This is a genomic window from Timaviella obliquedivisa GSE-PSE-MK23-08B (assembly GCA_019358855.1).
Taxonomy (GTDB): Bacteria; Cyanobacteriota; Cyanobacteriia; order Elainellales; family Elainellaceae; genus Timaviella; species Timaviella obliquedivisa.
This window is the reverse complement of the sequence record JAHHII010000001.1, coordinates 322,568-343,439: the sequence shown is the minus strand read 5'-3', so window position 1 is coordinate 343,439 and position 20,872 is coordinate 322,568. Positions and strand designations below refer to the sequence as shown.

Genomic DNA, 20,872 nt, shown 5'->3' with positions numbered 1-20,872 from the left:
AATTTCTAAGACACGATCGCATACTGCACTAACTGCGCTAATCGTAACCGTAAAGTTTCTAAGCCTAAGCGATCGCCTGCTGAAATAAACACCGCCTGCGGAAACTCTTCCTCTGCCAGCATCAAAGTATCTCCATCGACCTCGTCCATCTTATTGAACGCTAGCAACACTGGCCCTGGCGTGATTGGTAGCTGCGACAAAATCGACATGACTGACCGAATTTGGCTTTGCCACGCCCGATGCGATAAGTCCACCACATGTAAAAGGGCATCCGCCTCAGTGACCTCTTCTAGCGTCGCGCGGAACGCATCCATCAATGCGGGCGGTAAGTCCTGAATAAACCCTACCGTATCGGTTAAAACAATCGGTAAAGAATCCTGAGTCATCGGATCAGTCACCGTCAAGCGTCGCGTTGTAGGGTCAAGCGTTGCAAATAGCTGATCCGCTGCGTAAATCTCTGAATTGGTTAGGGCATTGAGCAACGTAGATTTGCCCGCGTTGGTATAGCCCACAATGGCGATCGACGGAACTTCGTGGTGCTGCCGTTGTTGCCGAAGCCGCGATCGATGCGCCTGAAGCTGATCAACCTCTTGTTGTAGTCGCTGAATTCGCCGCTGAATCGCCCGTCGCTCTGTCTCCAGTTTCGTTTCCCCTGGCCCTCGCGTCCCAATACCGCCGCCTAAGCGCGACATCGTTTTTCCGCGTCCACCCAAACGCGGCATCATATATTGAAGCTGCGCTAACTCTACCTGGAGTTTTCCTGCCCTCGACTGCGCACGCTGGGCAAAAATATCTAAAATCACCTCAGTGCGATCGACCACCCGCACCCCGATCAACATCTCCAGGTTTCGCACCTGCGTCGGCGACAAATCGTGGTCAAACACTACTAAATTTGCCCCGCTTGTCTGAGCCGCTAAGGCAATTTCTTGAACCTTCCCTTCTCCCACCACAGTCTGCGGATGAAAGGACGATCGCTTTTGATGCACCACGTGCACCACCTCACCCCCTGCCGTATCGATCAACCGATCCAGTTCATTCAGCCCATCCTGAAATCGCTGTCCCGTCATACGTTGCGTCATCACGCCCACCAAAAGCACCCGATCCTGGTCATCTCCTACCTGCCGAGCTACAAACTCCCGCCGGAATTCTGCTTCTAGCCCCTCAGTCAGGTCGAGAAAATCTTGACTGGTCAGATCCTCTAAACTCATAGGCGGAGAAACAGTCCAAGTCGTTTCTGGGTGCGGCACCAAATGCGCTAAATAAGTCTCTCTGACATAACCTGTTGCGCCGCCTCCCCGCTTCTCAAAACCAGTACCCGTCAGAGATAACAGCACCAACACATCCAACCGTTGCAACGCCATAGAGGTAAGAATGGCTTCACTCGGCACATCTGATTTAAGCTGAGTTGCCACACAGCGAATACCGCTCAACCGCTCTGCACCATAGCGCGGCAACTCCATCGGCGGAATCTGCGTTTGCCGCACACTGCCAATGCCGACCCGAATCACCTGTCCTCGACGGTTAATGTAGGTGCAAATCGGCTGATTAATTTCGGCGCTCACGGCTGCAAGGCGCTGAGCAAACTCAGTAGTTGCCATGCGATCGCCCGGCAACCGCTGATGATAGAGCTTCTGCAACTGCTTAAGCTGGCTAGATTTTAGACCCTGAAGGTTTCCGTAAATCGTTTCGATAAGTATTTCCAGCCATTGCTGGGTCTGAATCCGAATACATTCATTCTACAGATTTGCTCACAAAGTCTGCTCTCCAGTTGCAGAAGAAATCTAGTTAGCAGTCAACGAGCTCCAAATCTCTTTAAAGTTTTGCCACCTGCCTCTAGAAGCTTTTTGACCTCTACCCAAAGCGTTTTCATAGCTGGCATACGCCATCCGGTAGCGCCCTAGCCGCTGAAAGGCAACACCACGGAATAGTAGAGCTTCGGCATCTTTGGGATTGATGGCTAAGGCGCGATCGCAACTTTCTAACGCTTCCAAGTAGCGCTCCAAGTGAATCAACATCACGCTTTGAAACACCCAAAGCCTAGCATCACTCGGTTGCAAGGTCAGAGCTTGATTAAAATTCACAAGCGCCTCTCTGTAATTTCCTGCATCTGCTAATGTGCAACCCCGTTCGTACCAGATTCTACTACTTGCAGGATTAACGGCTAAGGCTTGGTCAATTTTTATAAGGGACATGTCTATACTCAGTTGAAACAATGCAACGCCCGAACTCTCACACCCTATAAAGTTTGAGAGTCAGCAGTTGAATGAGTAGGGTTTAACTGCATTAACTATACTAATCCTCAAAACTTACTTTATAGTTTATGACGTATTTATCAGTTCCTTACAATTGTTTGATTAAGAAACTCAAAGTTCCAGTAGTTGTACTTACTCTCATCGTAAGCGAAGAGAAAATTCAGCAGTATTCCGTATATCCTCTTCAGTAGTTTTCTCGTATTTATAGATCACTAGTAATAATTTCAGTATTTTAGCTGATCGATTTAAATAATTTCTGTTTTCGCCTTATGACAACTTTAGGTTCAAACCCGAATTGCTGTAAGTGTTACCAGTTAGGGGTTGTCACCCCTTTTGCATTTTGTAATAGTTTGGATATCTTCGCTTATAGCAGCTAGAAATAAATCGATGAAAGATATGAATATTTTCGGTAATTTAACGTAGATTTACCTGGCTTGATTCTGAGTTCGTTACCCCTGTTGTGTCCGGTTTAAGTTGATTACTAGCACTCGATTAGATCTTTTTTGAGATCAGAGAACTCTAGCGGTAATTGATACGGTTTGTAGGGGATAGCTTAAATGTCACGCGACGCTTTGATAGTGGGAATTAATACATACCAATATTTGCCGAGTTTGCAGGCTCCTGCAAAAGACGCAGAGGCGATCGCCCAGCAACTACACTCCTACGGTGAGTTTCGGGTTCATCGTTTGCCAGAAATGATTCAGTCTGGAAAATCCCAGATAGGACAGAAAACGCCTGTTACTCTGCAAGAATTAGAAACTGCTCTCATCAATCTCTTCAAACCTAAGGGCAATAATCCACCCCACACTGCCCTATTCTATTTCTCTGGACACGGCATTCAGCGAGATGCAGGCATTCAAGAGGGTTATTTGGCGGTCAGTGATGCTAATCCCGACAAAGGCTTTTGCGGATTATCGCTCTTCTGGTTGCGGCGGCTCCTTCAAGAAAGCCCCGTCCGCCAACGAATCGTCATCCTTGACTGTTGCCATAGTGGAGAACTGCTCAATTTTCTAGAAGCTGATCCTGGTGCCCAAGCTGGAACCGATCGCCTATTTATGGCAGCTTCTAAAGAATACGAAACCGCCTACGAATCCCTCGAAAGCCCCTACAGTGTTTTCACTCAAGCCTTAGTCACTGGGTTAGACCCTAACCGTGTCGAAGCTGGAGTCGTGACTAACCACTCCCTCACCGATTGGGTCAACCACTCTCTTAAAAGCGAAATTCAGCAGCCTTTGTTTGAAAGCTCGGGGAGCGAAATCATCTTGACTCGTGGCAATGGCGGACAGCCTAGCCCCATCAAAACAGTAAAACCCACCCATATTTGTCCTTACCGAGGATTGGAGTTTTTTGACGAAGCTCATGCAGAGTTCTTCTTTGGGCGAGAAGAATTAACGGCTCAGCTGATTGACCAGTTAAAAACAGAACGATTCGCGGCTGTTACAGGGGCTTCAGGCAGTGGCAAGTCTTCGCTCTTGCGGGCAGGAGTAATTTCGCGGCTTCAGCAAGAAAGAACCCCTACTGGCGCAAATGCGTGGAAAATCAAGCTTTTGACTCCTACAGAACATCCACTCAAAAGCTTAGCTGCCGCCTTCATTGATCCAGAACTAAGCGAACTTGAACGCGCAGAACAACTCCGGCGAGCAGAGGCATTTTTGCAAGATGGTGGCATGGGTTTAGCGCAGTTAGTACGGGCAAGTTTAGCGGTAGAAGGTGGTACGACAGGCTTATCTCCGAAAGAACGTCCTCAGCTTTTACTGGTCATTGACCAATTTGAGGAAGTTTTTACGTTACCTCGGGGTATCCATGTTGAGAATGAGCGTCAAAAATTCTTTGATTGCTTAGCAGTAGCACTGGAAATGGTTAGCGATTACTTGAGTCTGGCGATCGTAGTGAGAGCAGATTTTATAGGTAAATGCTCACTTTATGAAGGTCTGGCTCGGAAGATAGAGCAACATCGGATAATGGTTTCTCCACTCAAATATGAGCAAATTAAAGCAACCATTGTCCGCCCAGCACAAAAGGTGGGGCTTGTCTGTGAGCCAAACCTGGTCTACACCATGCTGATGGATATTATCGGTGCCCCTGGCGAACTGCCGTTGCTGCAATACACCTTACTAGAACTCTGGGAGCATCGCCGCACCAGCGCCGAGGGAGGTGTTGTTCGTCTCACCCTCGACACGTATCGGGAACTGGGAGGAGTACGGGGTACTCTACAAAAACAAGCCACAGAAATTTTTTCTAGTCTGACGCTGGAAGAGCAAGCAGTAGCTAAGCGAATTTTTCTAGCGCTAACTCAATTGGGTGAGGGCACAGAAGATACTCGGCGGCGGGTGGTTAAGTCTGAGCTAGTTAGCCCGATTTTTCCGAGCGACTTGATTGAACAGGTGCTAGAAAAATTAGTGGCTGCAAAGTTAGTGATCACGAATCAAGAAATGGGGGGTGAGCAAACTTTGCGCGAAGCAGGGCAATCTCTTCGAGATGTCCCCAAGGGGGCACATTCATCTACCAGTCCACTTTTTCAGGCTCAATCTCAAGTTCAAGAAGTTGTAGATGTCACCCACGAAGCTTTAATTCGCAACTGGTCATTATTAAAAGATTGGATTAATGAAAATCGAGATATGCTGCGGCGACAGCGCCGCATTGAGTCGACTGCTCAAGAATGGGATGCTGCTGGACAATCTGCTCAAGGAGAGTATTTGCTGCAAGGGCTACGCTTACGAGACGCTGAGGATTTTATCCAGCTTTATCCACAAGAGCTTTCTGCATTGGCTCAGCAATATGTAGCAGTCAGTCAATCGGCAATCCGTCGAACCCGAAGAGAATCAAGGCAAGTTCAAATTGCTGTTCCCTCGGTGTTATTGGCAACGTTGGCAATGGTGTTGAGCCAGTACTATGGCACGATGCAAACCCAAGCCAAACAGCATTATCAACTACAAATTGCTACTGCACGAGAGCGAGCGCTGATTGCCCAAACCGTGCTGCAAAATTCTAACAGCGACCCCATGGTGGCATTGCTGATCGGTCGTTTGGCTGCTGAGCATGGTAAAGCAACATACGAAATGCAGGCAAGCATCCGATCTGCATTGAAAAATTTGCGCTTGCAGCTAGAGCTACGAGGGCATGAAGACAGCGTCAATCAAATGGTATTTAGTCCTGAGAACCAGAAGCTTCAAACGCTAGCGACTGCCAGTGCCGATGGTACTATCCGACTGTGGTCGCTCAATCCTCAGACGGTTTATAACACGGTGCTTAAGCCTTTACAAATTTTGACTTGGGCAGAACCCACTCCACAGAGTGATGCGATCGCCAATGTTACTTCGGTTGCTTATAGCCCAGATGGGTTGTATGTGGCGGCGATCGCTGAAAACTCCTCTCAAGTCAAAGTATGGTCAGTTGAATCTGGCAGATTGATTTTGGATAATATAGCTGGCTCAGCCGAAGCAACCGAGGTCATGTTCAGTCCAGATGGCAAGTGGATTGTTGTGGCTTACCGTGACCAATCCATCTCAATTTGGGATGCTGAGACCGGACGGCTCGAAGACAATCTGCCCCAAGCTGGAGACATCAAGAGCTTGCAAATTAGCCCAGATACACAGTTTTTGCTCTCTACAGCGCTTAATGGTAGGGCACAGCTTTGGCGTTTAAAGTCTGACCCTGCAAAATCTGATACGCAAACCTTTAAGCGCTACCTCATTTCTACGCTATCCCATGGTAGTAGTGTGAGTCAGTCTGTTTTCAGTCCCAATGGGGAGTGGGTGGCAACAGCTTCTAGCAATGGTCAGGCTAAGCTATGGAATACGGCTACTGGAAAGCTGCTGCATACTTTTGAGCAAAAAAAACAAATACCCTTGGGGCAACTTCATCATTCTAACCCCTTAGGCAGAGTAAATTTGAACCGACAGAGTTTGACCCAAAAAGGACAGGATACTACTGCTCAGCCTGTGGTGCAGATGAAATTTAGTCCTAATGGGCAAATTCTTGTCACAACCGATCCTTCTCACCGAGTCTGGCTCTGGGATATCGCTTCTGGGACTCTTAAAAATGACGTGACTATTCCCCATACTTCCCAAACTACGACTGTAATTCAAGCAGAAAATAACCTACTGAGCCTTAGCCCAGATGCCCGAATCATGGCAACGGTTGAACCTCAGACGACAAGTTCCGCTGAACCTCAGGCAGCTCAACTATGGGATCTGCAAACGGGTCAGGAGATCGCCACATTGCCAGGGCAGAAAGGCACTATTAACAGACTTCAGTTCAGCCCAGACGGAACTTATGTTGCAACGGCAGCGGGCGGCATAGTACGATTTTGGTCGGCTAAAACCGGGGGAGAACTGCCAACCCTGAAGCTAACTGATGCACCTGTTCATTGGGCAATGTTTCTCCAGGGTGGAGCTAAAGGACGGATAGGGCAAGCTTCTGCTGAACTAGGAATGGGCAATAAGAGCTTGGAAAATCCCAGCTTAAGCTTATGGGGATCTGACCAGCCCGCTCAAGCAGCGGTGAGAAAACCTGCTAATGCCGCTATTAACCAAATGATTTCGATCGCCTCTAATGGTCAACTGCAACGCTGGCAAATTCTGACGGATGCGACCGCTCGCGGGTATCTCGAAGAGCCTGCGCCTCAGATTGGCTCATCTGCATTAAGCGAAGAGACCAAGCTTCAAGATTCCTCTAATTTTTTCCAATGGTTAATGAGCTTTTTGCGAAAGCGAACTCAACGGCTCAATGTCAATACTCAGCTATTAAGCCCCCCTGTTATCCGACCTGTTGATTCTTTAGAGAATAGTTCTCAGTTGGCGATCGGCACAGTTGCCTCTTCTTCAGGAGTTGCATCATCAGAACTTCCTGTTACAAACAAAATTCTGTCGGGGGCAGTGTTAAGCCCCGATGGTCAAATGGTAGCAACGGCTAACACTGAGGGATGGGTTGAACTGTATCAAGTTCGTCCTAATCAGTCAATGAAGTTAGCGCATCGAATTTCAAACTGGCGGGACGATGACCAGCCTATCAACGAATTATCGCCGATTCAGTCTGAAAAACCCAAGACGACTCCAGATCAGGGCACTAAAGCGGCGGCTGTGCGACAGTTGGCTTTTAGTACTGATGGGCAGCAGTTACTAGGAATTGCAGATGATTTGACAGTACGGGTTTGGGATACGCAGTCTGGGCAATTTATTCAGGAGTTCCAAGGACATACAGCAGCGATCCAGCAGGCTCAGTTTAGCCCTGATGGGCAATTTATTGTGACTTCTAGCCTTGACCGGACGGCTCGAATTTGGCGTGTTAGCTCAGGGTTATTGGAGAAAGAGCTAAAGCATACGGGTGAACTTAACAGCGCTCGCTTTAGCCCCGACGGTGAGCAAGTTGTGGCTGCGAGTTGGGATGGTGCCAAAGTTTGGAATGCCCGTACAGGCGAAGAGCGGTTTCTTTTGATGGGGCACCAAAATGCTGTATTGGACGCACACTTTAGCCCCGATGGGCGATCGATTGTGACGGCTAGCGCAGATGGTACGGCTCGGCTATGGGAGACTGAAACTGGAACTGAGTTGGCAGTGTTAAATCCTGGGGTGACAGGAGAGCCAGTGAAGATGCAGCAAGCCTTTTTCAGCCCCGACGGGCAGTATATAGCCACATTGACTGAAGAGGGACAGATTTATCTGTGGGCGGCAACTTGGGATATGTTGCTAAAGCTGGCGCGCGATCGTAGTTTTCGGCAATTAACCCCTCAAGAATGTGTTCAATACTTAAAGGTCACTGCTGAATCCTGTCCTAAACTGCCCGTTACTCCGTAACAATTGAACTAGCGCATGTTACTCAACGTGGCACTCGGCATGGAAAAATAATGAGTAACGCAATTGAGAAGTGGGAAGCAGCTGCAATGTCTAAAACTGAGCCTAAAGTTTGTTCGGTTTGTGGAGTAAAAATTGTCGCCATGATTGGGGGCGATCGCGTCTTGTTTTCGAGCGGCTCACCTGGAAATAGAGACACGCTCTGGACAAAGGTCTGTCAGTACACTCAAAAGCCAGGTTGCATCAATCAGCCAAAAGATCGTAATTTGCCGAAATAGCGATCGCTAAAAAATTAGGTCAACCACAGGTGATTGAGAAAAGATGAAGAATTCGTTGCTTCTTCCAGATCGTGAGTACGCTTAGGTAAGAGTAAATTGCTTGAGAGTGGGAAATACCTATGCAGCAAGTAAATTCGAGCAACGCTTACATTACTTGGTGTCTATGTCTCTTTGGTATCTGTGGCGGGCAGCGGTTTTATACCGGGAACACCGGGATGGGGTTAATTTATCTTTTTACCTTTGGTCTTTTCGGTTTCGGTCAATTGATTGACTTGATTCTCATCCCTGGCATGGTTGAAAAGCGCAACTTTTATCTTCAGGGAAAAGCAGCATCTGATATTAATCATTTAGTCACACTAAATATTGGAGATATTCCCCAACCAAAAGGTTTAGGAGGATTAAAGTCTGGAGAGACTCCTCGTAAGAGTCCCATGCAAAAATTGCTCAAGGCTGCGAAAGAGCAAGGTGGACAGTTATCCATGGCTCAAGCTGCCATGCACACTGAATTGGAAGCTGAAGATATCAAAAAACTGCTTCAAGAAGCTGAAAGGGTTGGATATGCACACATAGGCAACGACCCTACTACAGGTGCTATTCGGTACTTTTTTGATGTTTAGACTCTAAAACCCTGAAGACTCAGAGCCAAATGAACCTGGTGCATCGTTAGGGTTTTAGTCGTTTTTGAACGAAAACGATATTGAAAAAAGGTGAAGAACTTGATTTCGTTCTTGATACTTTTTTTATGCTTTCAAAAGTTTCATGATGCTAGATAATGGAGAGGTTTTCTTAACTGAATCCATATTCCTAGCGATTTTTAGAGCCATGCGAACTCACTACTGCGGTCAACTCCGAGCCGAACATGTTGAAGAGACAGTTACCCTTTTTGGTTGGGTCGATCGGCGGCGTGATCATGGTGGCGTGATTTTTTTGGACTTGCGCGATCGCTCCGGTATTAGTCAAATTGTCTGCGATCCGGTGCGTACCCCTGCCTCTTACGAAGCAGCAGGCGATCTGCGAAACGAGTATGTAGTCAAGATTACGGGACGCGTGACGAAGCGCCCTGAGGATTCTCTCAATCCTCGGATTCCCACAGGTGAGGTAGAGATTTATGCTGATCAGGTTGAACTGCTGAATGCAGTGCGCAAACAGTTACCGTTCCAAGTGTCGATCGCTGAAACAGAATCGGTGCGAGAAGATTTGCGATTGCGGTATCGCTACTTGGATTTGCGTCGAGAGCGCATGTCTAAGAATTTGCAGCTTCGGCACCAAGTCATCAAGGCGATTCGGCGATTTTTAGAGGATGACCAGGGGTTTATGGAAATTGAAACCCCAATATTGACGCGATCGACTCCCGAAGGAGCGCGGGATTATTTAGTGCCCAGTCGGGTGAATCCGGGTGAGTTTTATGCGTTGCCCCAGTCACCGCAGTTGTTTAAGCAATTGCTGATGGTGTCGGGGTTCGATCGCTACTACCAAGTTGCTCGCTGCTTCCGTGATGAGGATTTACGAGCAGATCGGCAGCCAGAGTTTACACAGCTAGACATGGAAATGAGCTTCATGTCACAAGAAGAAATTTTGGCGTTGAATGAGGCTTTGGTTTGCCATATTTTCAAGCAAGTTAAGGGAATTGATCTACCCATGCCCTTTCCGCGCCTGACCTATGCTCAGGCGATGGAGCGCTACGGTTCCGACAAACCAGATACGCGCTATGGGCTGGAGTTGGTGGATGTTTCTGATTTGATGCAGGATTCTGGCTTTAAGGTGTTTTCGGGAGCAGTGGCGAGTGGCGGCATCGTTAAAGTGTTGCCGATTCCTGGGGGCAATGAGGCGATTTCTAATGTACGGATTAAGCCGGGTGGAGATTTGTTTAGAGAGGCGAGTGAGGCTGGTGCAAAAGGGCTGGCGTACATCCGGGTGCGGGAAGATGGCGACATCGATACTATTGGGGCAATTAAAGACAATCTTACAGAAGCACAGAAGCAGGAGCTATTGAGCCGGACGGGAGCACAGCCTGGATATCTGCTGCTGTTTGGTGCTGGGGATGCGCCGACGGTGAATAAGACGCTCGATCGCCTGCGTCAAGTTGTGGCACGGGAGTTAAAGTTAATTGATCCTGAGAAAACTAATTTACTGTGGATTACCGAGTTCCCGATGTTTGAGTGGAATGCTGATGAGAAGCGCCTAGAAGCGTTGCACCATCCTTTTACGGCTCCATTCCCAGAAGATGCCCATGACCTGAAAACGGCGCGGGCACAGGCGTATGACTTAGTGTTTAATGGGTTTGAAGTCGGCGGCGGCAGTTTACGGATTTATCAGCCAGAAATGCAGAAACAGGTATTTGAGGCGATCGGGCTATCGGATGAAGAGGCGCAGAATAAGTTTGGCTTTTTGCTAGAAGCGTTCGAGTTTGGTACGCCGCCCCACGGTGGCATTGCTTACGGGCTAGACCGTTTGGTGATGTTGTTGGCGAGTGAGGAGTCGATTCGAGATGCGATCGCGTTCCCTAAAACTCAACAGGCTCGTTGTTTGTTGACCAATGCGCCTTCGGAGGTAGATACTAAGCAGCTTAAGGAGTTGCATATTTCTACCGTTAGCAAGCCAAAGACCTAAGGAGCAAATGGTCAGAATCAATCAGCATCAAGCTGAGTCTCTGTTCAGACCTAGCCTTTCCCTGAAAATTTTTTCCATTTCCCGGAATTCCTCGTCTGTTTTGGGACAGGGGTACGCTGGAGAATCTGAATCAAATCGATTAATCAGAGCCTCGATCGCGTCATCATCTTCGCGGTTAACCAAAACATATTTTCTCAACTCTTGGCGGCTCATTTGATTGAAGTCAGGCTTCGTCATTCTTAAACCTCCATACCCCATTAGGATGAACGATAACTTCTATACTTTCAGTTACCCCTGCCAGAATATAGACCGTCCTGGTGTTTCGATTGTATCGAAATAAATGAATGGGCTGAAACCCACTGGAAAGCATTTGGCAAACTCTAACGCAGGCGAAGGCTTGTTCAATGGTTGGCATATACCAGTATTTGCACAATAGCGAATCCTAACAATACCCCAAACCCATGACCTACTCACCTTCGACCATTGCCGCGATCGCCACTGCCATTGTTCCGCAACAAGGTAGCGTCGGCATTGTGCGACTGTCGGGATCAGAGTCGGTGGCGATCGCCAAAATCCTTTTCTATAGTCCGGGTCATCAACCTTGGGAAAGCCATCGAATTCTCTATGGCTATGTGCGTCATCCTCAAACTCAGCAGTTGATAGATGAATCGCTTTTGTTATTGATGTTGGCTCCCCGTTCGTATACCCGTGAGGATGTGGTGGAGTTCCATTGCCATGGTGGAATTATAGCGGTGCAGCAAGTTTTGCAGCTTTGTTTAGAGCAGGGGGTAAGACTAGCGGAACCTGGAGAATTCACGCTTCGGGCATTCTTAAACGGACGGCTGGATTTAACTCAAGCCGAGAGCGTTGCGGATTTGGTCGGGGCACAGTCACCCCAAGCAGCACAAACCGCGATCGCCGGGCTCCAGGGCAAGTTGGCACAGCCAATTCGTCAGCTTCGAGCAAATTGCTTAGATATTTTGGCAGAAGTGGAAGCCCGGATTGATTTTGCCGATGATTTGCCCCCCTTGGATGACGTACAGACGAAGCACGATTTAGCAACGGTTTTAGCAGAAGTTGAAAAGATTTTGGCAACGGCAGATCGGGGGCAGCTATTGCGGACAGGGCTCAAGGTGGCGATCGTCGGTCGTCCCAACGTGGGCAAGTCGAGTTTGCTGAATGCGTGGAGTCGGAGCGATCGCGCCATTGTCACAAACTTACCAGGGACGACGCGAGATGTTGTGGAGTCGCAATTGGTGGTAGGTGGAATTCCGGTGCAGGTGCTAGACACGGCTGGAATTCGAGAGGCAGTGGATGCGGTGGAGCAAATTGGAGTAGAGCGATCGCGGGCTGTAGCGCAAGGGGCTGATTTAGTTTTGCTGACTATTGATGCGCAAACGGGTTGGACAGATGATGATCAAGCGATTTACGAGTCGGTCAATCATCGTCCGTTAATTTTGGTCATTAATAAGAATGATTTGGCGGAAGATAGAGACTTTTCAGATCTACCGATTGCTTCCGTGGTCAAGACGATCGCCGCCCAAGGAAAGGGAATCGAAGCATTAGAGCAGGCAATTTTGGCGGCTGTTAAGTCAGGAAACTTACAGGCAGCAAATTTGGATGTGGCAATTAATCAAAGACAAGCAGCAGCATTGATGCAGGCAAAGATAGCTTTAATTGATGTGGGAGGGGCGATCGCCGAGCAACTGCCCCTCGACTTTTGGACGATTGATCTCCGCACAGCCATTCGAGCTTTAGGAGAAATTACAGGCGAGGATCTTACAGAATCGGTTCTAGATCAAATCTTTAGCCGATTCTGTATTGGAAAATAAAAAATAAAATTTATTCACAAAATACAGTTAGGCTGAGCCACAAATTTAATTCTCAACTATGCCATAACCCATTGACTATTTACAGGGAGCAAGTTGGGTTGAACAATTAGAGAACTGAGACGTTTTTGAATTAATGAATAGAAAAAGTCAATTTCCTGCTCAGCGCTCTCCCTCAAACGTTTTGATAAGGTAGGGGCGATCGCATTGTATGTCTCTACAGCGCCCTCCAGCAGATCAAAAATTTCACTGAGAGGAATGTTTTCGTATTGACAAGTTTGAAATATCCAACTCTCTTCGATCTCGTACTCAAAGGGTTGTGCTGCGATCAATTCCAATGCTTTAAAGTCGTTGTCTTTCATATTCTCTAGCTATAAATTAGGTAATTATTCTCCGAATCGCGGTTCTGTTATGGGATAACTATTCCGCAAACGTAGAATACAAGCACACGAACTTGGAGGGGAAGGGCGACAGAAAACTTAGATACGCCAAGAGCTAAGAGTAGATAAATTCAAGTGAACCTTACTCAGCATCTCTACTTCATACTCTTGCAGACTAAGCCTTCTTTGAAAGTTAAATATTGCCAGAGGCAAGAGTTCTTTCTAGGTTGGATAAAGTTTCTAATCAGTAGAACCCCTATGACACCCAATGCTACCTAGTGAACTTATTAAACGGTTCGATAAACACCCTTAGGTTTCTTTCAAAGTGACCTACATCACTTCAGTACTACTGCGGAGTCTGTACACAAAGCCTACATGTCTTTCTAACGCTTCTTGCAGATGACCGAAAACTTGACTCAATCAGCGCTCAATTCCTGACTATGAATGTGTTCTAAGTTTGTAACCCTTATCAAGGAAGGCACGCCATTCGAGAAAAAACTTCCTCAAAGCAGTTGATTCTGAGTGCTATTTAGCAAAATCAGATCTCAAATGTTGAGTCTGGCGCTTTATGACTGACTTTTTAGTATTAAGAAATCTTAAGGATTCTATGAAGATCTTTTACCTACAAAATCTTGGGATTAATAAACTGTTTTTTATTCACAAAATGGCTATGGCGTTAGGTGAATAAAAAACCTCCCGACCCTTGAAGGAACGGAAGGCAGAGCGTAGTAATCACCTGACTTAGCGATCGACCGACCCCATAATGATGTCGATGCTGCCCAAAATAGCGATCATATCTGCGACTTTCATCCCACGCAGCAAATAGGGCAAGATTTGTAGGTTGTTGAAATCTGCTGCCCGGATTTTCCAGCGCCAAGGAAAAACGTTATCATCACCGATGATGTAAATACCGAGTTCGCCTTTACCACTCTCAATTCGGACATAGTGTTCACCTTGAGGAATTTTAAAGGTCGGTGCAATCTTTTTGCCAATGAACTGATAGTCAAAGCTGTTCCACTCTGATTTGGGTCCAGCAGTCATCCGCTTGGCTTCCAAGTTTTCGTAAGGGCCGCCCGGTAAACCTTTGAGGGCTTGATACAAAATCTTCACAGACTCACGCATTTCCTGAATGCGGACAACATAACGGGCAAAGCAGTCGCCCTCGGTTGCCCACTGCACATCCCAGTCAAAATCATCGTAGCACTCGTAGTGATCGACCTTGCGCAAATCCCATTGAACGCCTGATGCCCGTAGCATCGGTCCAGAGAGCCCCCAGTTGATGGCTTGATCGCGGGTAATGGTACCAATGCCTTCAATGCGACGACGGAAGATAGGATTATTAGTAATCAGCTTTTCGTATTCATCCACCTTTGGCAAGAAATAGTCGCAGAAGTCTTCACATTTATCGACCCACCCATAAGGTAGATCTGCGGCAACTCCACCAATGCGGAAGTAGTTGTTGTTGACCATTCGGTAGCCAGTTGCGGCTTCCCATAGGTCGTAAATGAGTTCTCGTTCGCGGAAGATGTAGAAGAAGGGAGTTTGCGCACCTACGTCTGCTAGAAAGGGCCCTAGCCACAGCAGATGGTTAGCAATCCGGTTAAGCTCTAGCATGATCACCCGGATGTAGCTGGCGCGCTTTGGCACAGGGATATCGGCAAGCTTTTCGGGAGCATTGACGGTAACTGCCTCGTTGAACATCCCTGCGGCGTAGTCCCAGCGGCTGACGTAAGGAACATACATGACGTTGGTGCGGCTTTCGGCAATTTTTTCCATGCCTCGGTGCAGGTAGCCAATGACAGGCTCGCAGTCTACTACGTCTTCGCCGTCTAAAGTAACGATAAGCCGCAACACCCCGTGCATAGAAGGGTGGTGAGGACCCATGTTGATAACCATGGGTTCGGTCTTGGTTTCGATCATTGACATAGATGAACTATCTCCCCCGCTAAGGATCTGGGTGTTGCGCCGATTCAACTTCTTATTGATTATAGAGAGTCTGTTGCTAGAAACCTAGTGATAGCTTGATGTGAATTGTCGCTTTAATAGAAGATGCTAGAGGGCGGAAGTTATTGAGGCTTTATGCAGTTAGAGACTGAGTTTGTTCACGTTCCAGTGCTGAGCCAGGAAGTGATGGAGGGGCTGGCGCTACGGGCAGGCGGGCATTATTTGGATGCGACGGTGGGAGGTGGCGGGCATAGCCAGTTGATTTTGGAGGCGCTGTCTGATGTGCAGGTAATGGCGTTAGACCAAGATGAACAGGCGATCGCCGCTGCTCAACTGAAATTGACAGAGTTTGGCGATCGGGTTCAATTCCACGCGACTAACTTTGCTGATTATGATCCTGGCGACCAGTTATTCGATGGCATCCTTGCTGACCTGGGAGTAAGTTCTGCCCAGTTCGATATTCCCGAACGTGGCTTTAGCTTCCGTCATGAAGCAGCCCTAGATATGCGGATGGATCAGCGGCAAGATTTGACAGCGGCGGATTTGATTAACACCTGGGAAGAAGTCAAAATTGCGGACGTGATCTATCGATATGGCGAAGAACGGCTATCGCGCCAAATTGCCCGCCGCATTGTCGAGCGTCGCCCGTTTGAAACTACTACTGCGCTGTCAGACACAATTTTTCATGCGGTGCCTCGCTCCTATCGCTATGGACGCATTCATCCAGCCACCCGGACGTTCCAGGCACTACGAATTGCGGTGAACCAGGAACTGCAAGTGTTAGAGACGTTTTTGGCTAAGGCTCCCCACTGGCTAAAACCCCAGGGAAGGCTAGTAGTTATCAGCTTTCACAGTTTGGAAGATCGGATTGTCAAGCACACGCTGAAGGAATCAGAAGAGCTAAAGGTGCTGACTAAGAAGCCTGTCATTGCGGGGGAAGAAGAGTTGAAAGTGAATGGGCGATCGCGGTCTGCCAAACTGCGAGTAGCGGAGCGAGTTCTAAATTGAGATTACGACTCCCCATACATCTCTGTAATCAATCGCCTCAATTGATCTGCACTGTCTACTGATAGATTGTCTAGTTTTTTCCTCAGCCGACTTTTGCTGATTGTTCGAATTTGATCAACAACAATTTCAGCGGGCTTACCAGCGCAGATAATCTGTAATCGGCTCTGCCATTGGGGATGCAATTTGAAAGTTAAAGGACAGATAACAATCGTTTCCAAGTAGCGATTCATTGCATTTTGGCTGACGATCACAACAGGACGAATTTTGCCAATTCCAGCGTCGACTATAGGATTTAATTCTGCTAGATAAATTTCATATTGCCTAGGTATCAAACTCATCGGGGTCTAGTCCATCTGCAAGAGCATCGTCAAAATCTGCCCAATCTTCTTGCTCCGCGGCGATCGCCTTATACGTCTCTTCCCAGGAGAGTTTGAGATTGTCACGGTTTCTAAGCAAGATTCCATGCTCAGTTTCTTCCAATAGCAAAGCGTCTGCAAACCCATATTTTTGCAAGATCGCCTTCGGCAACCTAACCCCCTTAGAGTTCCCGATTTGAATCAGCCTGACATTTCGACTACGGGACTGTTTTTCCATAAATCAATAATTTGTAGTTACTGTAATTACAGTAATGCAAAAATTGTTAGATGAGTAAATGCTATTTCCCTTTCATCATCACCTGTTCTACAAAATTTGTATAAATGTCGCCCTTGACAAAATCTGGTGATTCTAAAACTTTTTGGTGAAACCCAAGAGTAGTCTTGAGTCCAGTAATGGCGCACTCTCGCAAGGCTCGTTTCATCCGCTCGATCGCCATCGGTCGATCTTGCCCCCACACAATTAGCTTGCCAATCAAAGAGTCGTAGTAGGGCGGAATTTCATACTCGGTGTAGACGTGGGAATCCATCCGTACACCTGGACCGCCAGGGGGCAAGTAGGCGCTGATGCGACCCGGACTGGGGCGGAAGTTGTGGTCAGGGTCTTCGGCATTAATGCGGCACTCGATCGCATGACCGCGAAACTCGACTTGATCTTGGGTGAACTGAAGCTTTTCGCCTTGGGCAATGCGGATTTGTTCAGCAATTAAGTCCAACCCCGTAATCATTTCAGTGACCGGATGTTCGACCTGAATTCGGGTATTCATCTCCATAAAGTAAAAGTTGCCTGATTGATCTAACAAAAACTCGACTGTCCCTGCTCCCACATAGTTAATGCCTTTAGCAACCCGCACTGCCGCTGCGCCCATTTTCTTTCGCAGAGATGGAGTGAGAGCCGGACTAGGCGCTTCTTCCAGCAGCTTTTGGTGCCGACGCTGAATGGAACACTCGCGTTCGCCTAAATGAACGACATGACCGTGACTATCGGCCAAAATTTGGAACTCAATGTGGCGAGGGCGTTCCACAAACTTTTCAATGTAAACGCCAGAGTTACCAAATGCCGCTTCCGCTTCACCTTGGGCAGCTATATAGAACTTGATCAGGTCTTCAGGGTAGCGAACGAGGCGCATTCCTTTGCCACCACCGCCTGCCGTGGCTTTGATCATAACGGGATAGCCAATTTGTTTGGCGATCGCCAGGGCTTCCTGCTCATCACCAATCAGTCCATCACTTCCAGGCACCGTCGGTACGCCGAGCTTCTGCATGGTTTCTTTGGCAGTAGACTTATCGCCCATAGAGCGCATAGAGTCAGGGGAGGGCCCAATGAAAACAATTTGGTGGTCGGCACAGATTTCGGCAAAGCGGGCGTTTTCTGCCAAAAAACCGTAGCCTGGATGAATGGCTGTAGCATTACGGGTCAGGGCTGCGGCAATGATGTTAGGAATGTTGAGATAGCTTTTGCTGCTGGGCGGTTCGCCAATACAAACGGCTTCGTCGGCAAGTTGAACGTGGAGAGCATTGCGATCGGTAGTGGAATGGACTGCAACCGTGGCGATGCCCATTTCCTCACAGGTGCGGAGGATGCGAAGGGCAATTTCTCCTCGGTTGGCAATCAAAATTTTGTCGAAACGCATTGTTGTGGGACTAAAATGAAGGATGGGAAGCGCTACAGCAACGATCGGGCAACCCTGCTGACGAAAAGCCAGCGTGAAGTCGCTAATCTCAGATTCTACCGTGGGATGTCCTTCCTCCAACCATAGGATGTAGCTCAAGAAGAAATGAGTTCAGCGACAGGATTAGATTTCAGTTGGGTCTACTCCTAGCTCTCGCAGCTTTGCTGCCAATTTATCTGCTCGTTGGCGTTCTTGTTCTGCTCGTTGAGATTCTTGTTCCAGCGTGGTGAACGGAGTGCCGTCTGGACGCAGAAGTTGTAACCTTTCGTCCGTTAAATCAAAACAAATATTGAGTCGAGGACTCACCCAACTGGCAATCGGATCAACAACAGAAAGGCGCGCTGCTTCGCAGATACCGCAAGGGTCGCCTTGGCGCAGCCAACCGCTGAGGTCGTTTTTATCCGGGTCATACAAGTAATATTCCTCCACACCGTAGCAATCGTAGAACAATAGCTTTTTGTTCATCTCGGTTTGAGTATTGCTAGGAGAAAGAATCTCAAACACCACCTGAGGGGCAATATCCTCTTCTTTCCATTGTTGGTAGGAACCACGATCTATCTTCGGTCTGCCAAAAACGACCATAGCATCGGGAGCATAGCGGGTTTTGTTATCTCCTTCAACTGGATACCAAAGTAAATCCCCGGCAACAAAGACGTTAGGATCTTGGGCAAACATTGCCGCCAAATTCTGCTGGATCAGGACAATCCAACGAAATTGCTTGGTGTTATCTGACATGGGCTTGCCGTCGCTGTCCGGATAAATGATTTCGGGTTGTAACGGCGTTGAGACTTGTGACATAGCGCCCCCCTTAAGGAATGGATCTAGTGTACTGCGATCGCCCAGAGCCGCAGTACAGCCAAGCCAAAAAATTAGGGCTAGAGCTTTGAATCCTAAATCCTCAGCTTTGGGCTAAAACACCCAACACTCAAGACTCAACATCCAAACCTCTAGCCCTTGCTTTTCTAACCGATGAAACCTACTCAGCGGTAGCCAACTCAGTGCTGCCCCGTGTTTTGCGGCGAGTGAGCGTATTAAAGAGCAACATGCCGATCGCCTTAATCAGATTACCTTCTAGCTCTTGGAACATCGTCATGTTCAAGCCAAAAGCATCATTGGCTTCTTCTACAATTCGGTCTGCATCTGCTTCGTCAAGAGGCATTGCATCCAGCGCCTGGCGATAATTTGCTTTGAACGCCTTTTCATCAAGAATCCCTTCAAACTCGTAAAAGGCTGTGCCTTCTCCTTCAACCAAGTTCATGCCGCGTTGAGCAATGCCCTTGAGAATTTGACCGCCCGACAGGTCACCCATGTAGCGGGTATAGGAGTGGGCGATCAATAGTTCGGGGGCGGTTTTGGCGATTTCTCGAATGCGATCGACATAAGCTTTGCCTGCGGAAGAAAGCACGACTTGATCGCGCCAGTTGCTGCCGTAGTAGTAGAACAGATCTTGCTCTAAGCTGGCTTTGCGGTGCAGTTCAGGAAAGTTAATCTTTGAAATAATTGGGTTTTGGTTGAGGCGTTCCATCTCTTCTTCCATTGCCGAATAGACAAAGTAGAGATTGCCGACAAGCTTACGATACGAGCTTTTTTCTACCACGCCTTTCAGGAAGCATTTAACGAAACCGACGTTTTCTGCGGCTGTGTGGGCTTTCTTGGTGCCTTCTTTCAGCTTGAGTGCTAAATTGACCATGCTAAATTTCCTAATAAAACTACCTAGGGTTGATAAAAGGTGATGTTCATCTGCGGAACAATTGAATGCTGACCAACGGCTCGATTAGCCCCCAACTTGTTAGAGTAATCTGATTCGATGAGCGTTTCTGTTAAAAAATCTTACGAGAAGGTAGCGTTCAGTGAACAAGCGATCGCGGCGATCTAGTCATGATTAGGGGTGGGGACGCGATGGAGAGGACGGCGATCGCGGTGTATGTGCCAAAATTGCGGTCATGAGATCTGCGGGGGTGCCAACATCTAAATAAGAGCCGTTTGGGAAAGGGACAGCTTCGACTTGTAAACCAGACGAGATGCTGGCTTGAATCACATCGCCAATGGGAATCTCCTGGGCTGGGTTGGGAATAGCGGCAAGATAATCCTGCATAAACTGGGTGAAGCGAGAAGTCCAGAGGGCGATCGCCCACATATAGTTCAGTTCACAATTTAACGGCTTTTCAACGATCTGCCGAACTCGCCCGGAATCATCAAAATCGACCATTCCCGCTTTCCAGTAGTTTTCAGTGGGAAACAAGCCTAACACTACATCGGCTTGTCTTTTAGACTGGTGAGCGATGAGATGAGTGTAGGCATCGGCGGGTTCAAATAAAATATCGGGGAAACCGATCGCTACCAAAGAATTTTGCACAAATGGGTACGCCTGATTGAGCGTATAAGGCACGCCATAGGGCACATGCACAGTTAGGTAGCCCAGGTGCATTTTTAGCATTGTGCCATCGCCAAAATACGCTGGAATATCCCACTTTCCAGGGCGCAGAATAAAGAAGACTTTTGTGATGCCCGATCGCTGCATCTTTTCTAATAAATAGTGGGCAACGACTTTGGGTTTTAAGCCGCCCTCTGTGGCACGAAAGCCAATGGGATAAAGCTCTTTGCTGAGGGGTAGCGGCGAAAGGCGGGTGGCTTGTCCGCCTGCGGGTAGAAGGGCAATGATATCAGGCTGAGAATGAATTTCTAGACTGTAGGACATGATGCGATCGTCGTTACTTTTAATGAAGGTAAGG

18 protein-coding genes are annotated in these 20,872 nt (G+C 47.9%); 6 read left to right on the top strand and 12 right to left on the bottom strand.

The features are described from left to right. Positions 1-5: 5 nt before the first annotated feature. Together hflX and KME11_01655 are read right to left on the bottom strand one after the other, a co-directional pair. A complete protein-coding gene (gene hflX / locus KME11_01660) occupies positions 6-1,697 on the bottom strand; it encodes a GTPase HflX (GenBank protein ID MBW4513916.1) in 1,692 nt (563 codons plus the stop codon). Positions 1,698-1,781: 84 nt separating this feature from the next. Beyond that, entirely contained in the window at positions 1,782-2,192 is a 411-nt protein-coding gene (locus KME11_01655) for a tetratricopeptide repeat protein (GenBank protein MBW4513915.1), read from the bottom strand. A 617-nt stretch (positions 2,193-2,809) separates the two neighbouring features. Between KME11_01655 and KME11_01650 the strand changes: the two genes are divergently transcribed. The 4 genes from KME11_01650 to aspS all read left to right on the top strand — a co-directional run bounded on the left by KME11_01650 (position 2,810) and on the right by aspS (position 10,932). Next, positions 2,810-8,047: a caspase family protein gene (locus KME11_01650; GenBank protein ID MBW4513914.1), complete on the top strand. Its 5,238-nt coding sequence runs from the start codon at positions 2,810-2,812 to the stop codon at positions 8,045-8,047. 86 nt (positions 8,048-8,133) lie between these two features. Then, the gene (locus KME11_01645) at positions 8,134-8,322 is read left to right on the top strand and encodes a hypothetical protein (protein MBW4513913.1); all 189 of its coding nucleotides are present in this window, start codon (positions 8,134-8,136) and stop codon (positions 8,320-8,322) included. 119 nt (positions 8,323-8,441) lie between these two features. Continuing rightward, positions 8,442-8,939, top strand: a complete 498-nt coding sequence (locus KME11_01640) for a TM2 domain-containing protein (GenBank protein MBW4513912.1) — start codon at positions 8,442-8,444, stop codon at positions 8,937-8,939. Between the two features lie 205 nt (positions 8,940-9,144). Next, positions 9,145-10,932, top strand: a complete 1,788-nt coding sequence (aspS, locus tag KME11_01635; GenBank protein ID MBW4513911.1) for an aspartate--tRNA ligase — start codon at positions 9,145-9,147, stop codon at positions 10,930-10,932. Positions 10,933-10,959: 27 nt separating this feature from the next. Here aspS and KME11_01630 read toward each other — a convergent pair whose 3' ends face one another. Continuing rightward, positions 10,960-11,169, bottom strand: a complete 210-nt coding sequence (locus KME11_01630; protein ID MBW4513910.1) for a hypothetical protein — start codon at positions 11,167-11,169, stop codon at positions 10,960-10,962. Continuing rightward, on the bottom strand, positions 11,156-11,347 hold the full coding sequence (locus KME11_01625; protein ID MBW4513909.1) for a hypothetical protein: 192 nt from the start codon (positions 11,345-11,347) through the stop codon (positions 11,156-11,158). The genes KME11_01630 and KME11_01625 overlap by 14 nt, the downstream gene beginning before the upstream one ends. 46 nt (positions 11,348-11,393) lie before the next feature. On the opposite strand from KME11_01625, the gene mnmE reads away from it, so the two are divergent. Further along, complete coding sequence (gene mnmE, locus KME11_01620) at positions 11,394-12,764, top strand: tRNA uridine-5-carboxymethylaminomethyl(34) synthesis GTPase MnmE (protein ID MBW4513908.1); 1,371 nt, start codon at positions 11,394-11,396, stop codon at positions 12,762-12,764. A gap of 56 nt (positions 12,765-12,820) precedes the next feature. Here mnmE and KME11_01615 read toward each other — a convergent pair whose 3' ends face one another. Beyond that, positions 12,821-13,123, bottom strand: a complete 303-nt coding sequence (locus KME11_01615) for a hypothetical protein (GenBank protein ID MBW4513907.1) — start codon at positions 13,121-13,123, stop codon at positions 12,821-12,823. Between the two features lie 759 nt (positions 13,124-13,882). Further along, entirely contained in the window at positions 13,883-15,067 is a 1,185-nt protein-coding gene (locus tag KME11_01610; protein ID MBW4513906.1) for an NAD(P)H-quinone oxidoreductase subunit H, read from the bottom strand. Between the two features lie 153 nt (positions 15,068-15,220). Between KME11_01610 and rsmH the strand changes: the two genes are divergently transcribed. Further along, on the top strand, positions 15,221-16,093 hold the full coding sequence (gene rsmH / locus KME11_01605; GenBank protein ID MBW4513905.1) for a 16S rRNA (cytosine(1402)-N(4))-methyltransferase RsmH: 873 nt from the start codon (positions 15,221-15,223) through the stop codon (positions 16,091-16,093). 2 nt (positions 16,094-16,095) lie between these two features. Here the strand turns inward: rsmH and KME11_01600 are convergent, their stop codons facing one another. The 6 genes from KME11_01600 to KME11_01575 all read right to left on the bottom strand — a co-directional run bounded on the left by KME11_01600 (position 16,096) and on the right by KME11_01575 (position 20,838). Beyond that, a complete protein-coding gene (locus tag KME11_01600) occupies positions 16,096-16,431 on the bottom strand; it encodes a type II toxin-antitoxin system PemK/MazF family toxin (GenBank protein ID MBW4513904.1) in 336 nt (111 codons plus the stop codon). After that, a complete protein-coding gene (locus KME11_01595; GenBank protein ID MBW4513903.1) occupies positions 16,415-16,687 on the bottom strand; it encodes an AbrB/MazE/SpoVT family DNA-binding domain-containing protein in 273 nt (90 codons plus the stop codon). Before KME11_01595 ends, KME11_01600 begins: the two co-directional genes overlap by 17 nt. A 61-nt stretch (positions 16,688-16,748) precedes the next feature. Then, on the bottom strand, positions 16,749-18,101 hold the full coding sequence (gene accC, locus KME11_01590; GenBank protein MBW4513902.1) for an acetyl-CoA carboxylase biotin carboxylase subunit: 1,353 nt from the start codon (positions 18,099-18,101) through the stop codon (positions 16,749-16,751). Positions 18,102-18,263: 162 nt separating this feature from the next. Continuing rightward, a complete protein-coding gene (locus KME11_01585) occupies positions 18,264-18,938 on the bottom strand; it encodes a Uma2 family endonuclease (protein MBW4513901.1) in 675 nt (224 codons plus the stop codon). 178 nt (positions 18,939-19,116) lie between these two features. After that, positions 19,117-19,830 carry a heme oxygenase (biliverdin-producing) gene (locus KME11_01580; GenBank protein ID MBW4513900.1) on the bottom strand — a complete coding sequence of 238 codons (714 nt, stop codon included), beginning with the start codon at positions 19,828-19,830 and terminating at the stop codon, positions 19,117-19,119. A gap of 192 nt (positions 19,831-20,022) precedes the next feature. Next, the gene (locus KME11_01575) at positions 20,023-20,838 is read right to left on the bottom strand and encodes a dTDP-glucose pyrophosphorylase (protein ID MBW4513899.1); all 816 of its coding nucleotides are present in this window, start codon (positions 20,836-20,838) and stop codon (positions 20,023-20,025) included. Positions 20,839-20,872: the final 34 nt, after the last annotated feature.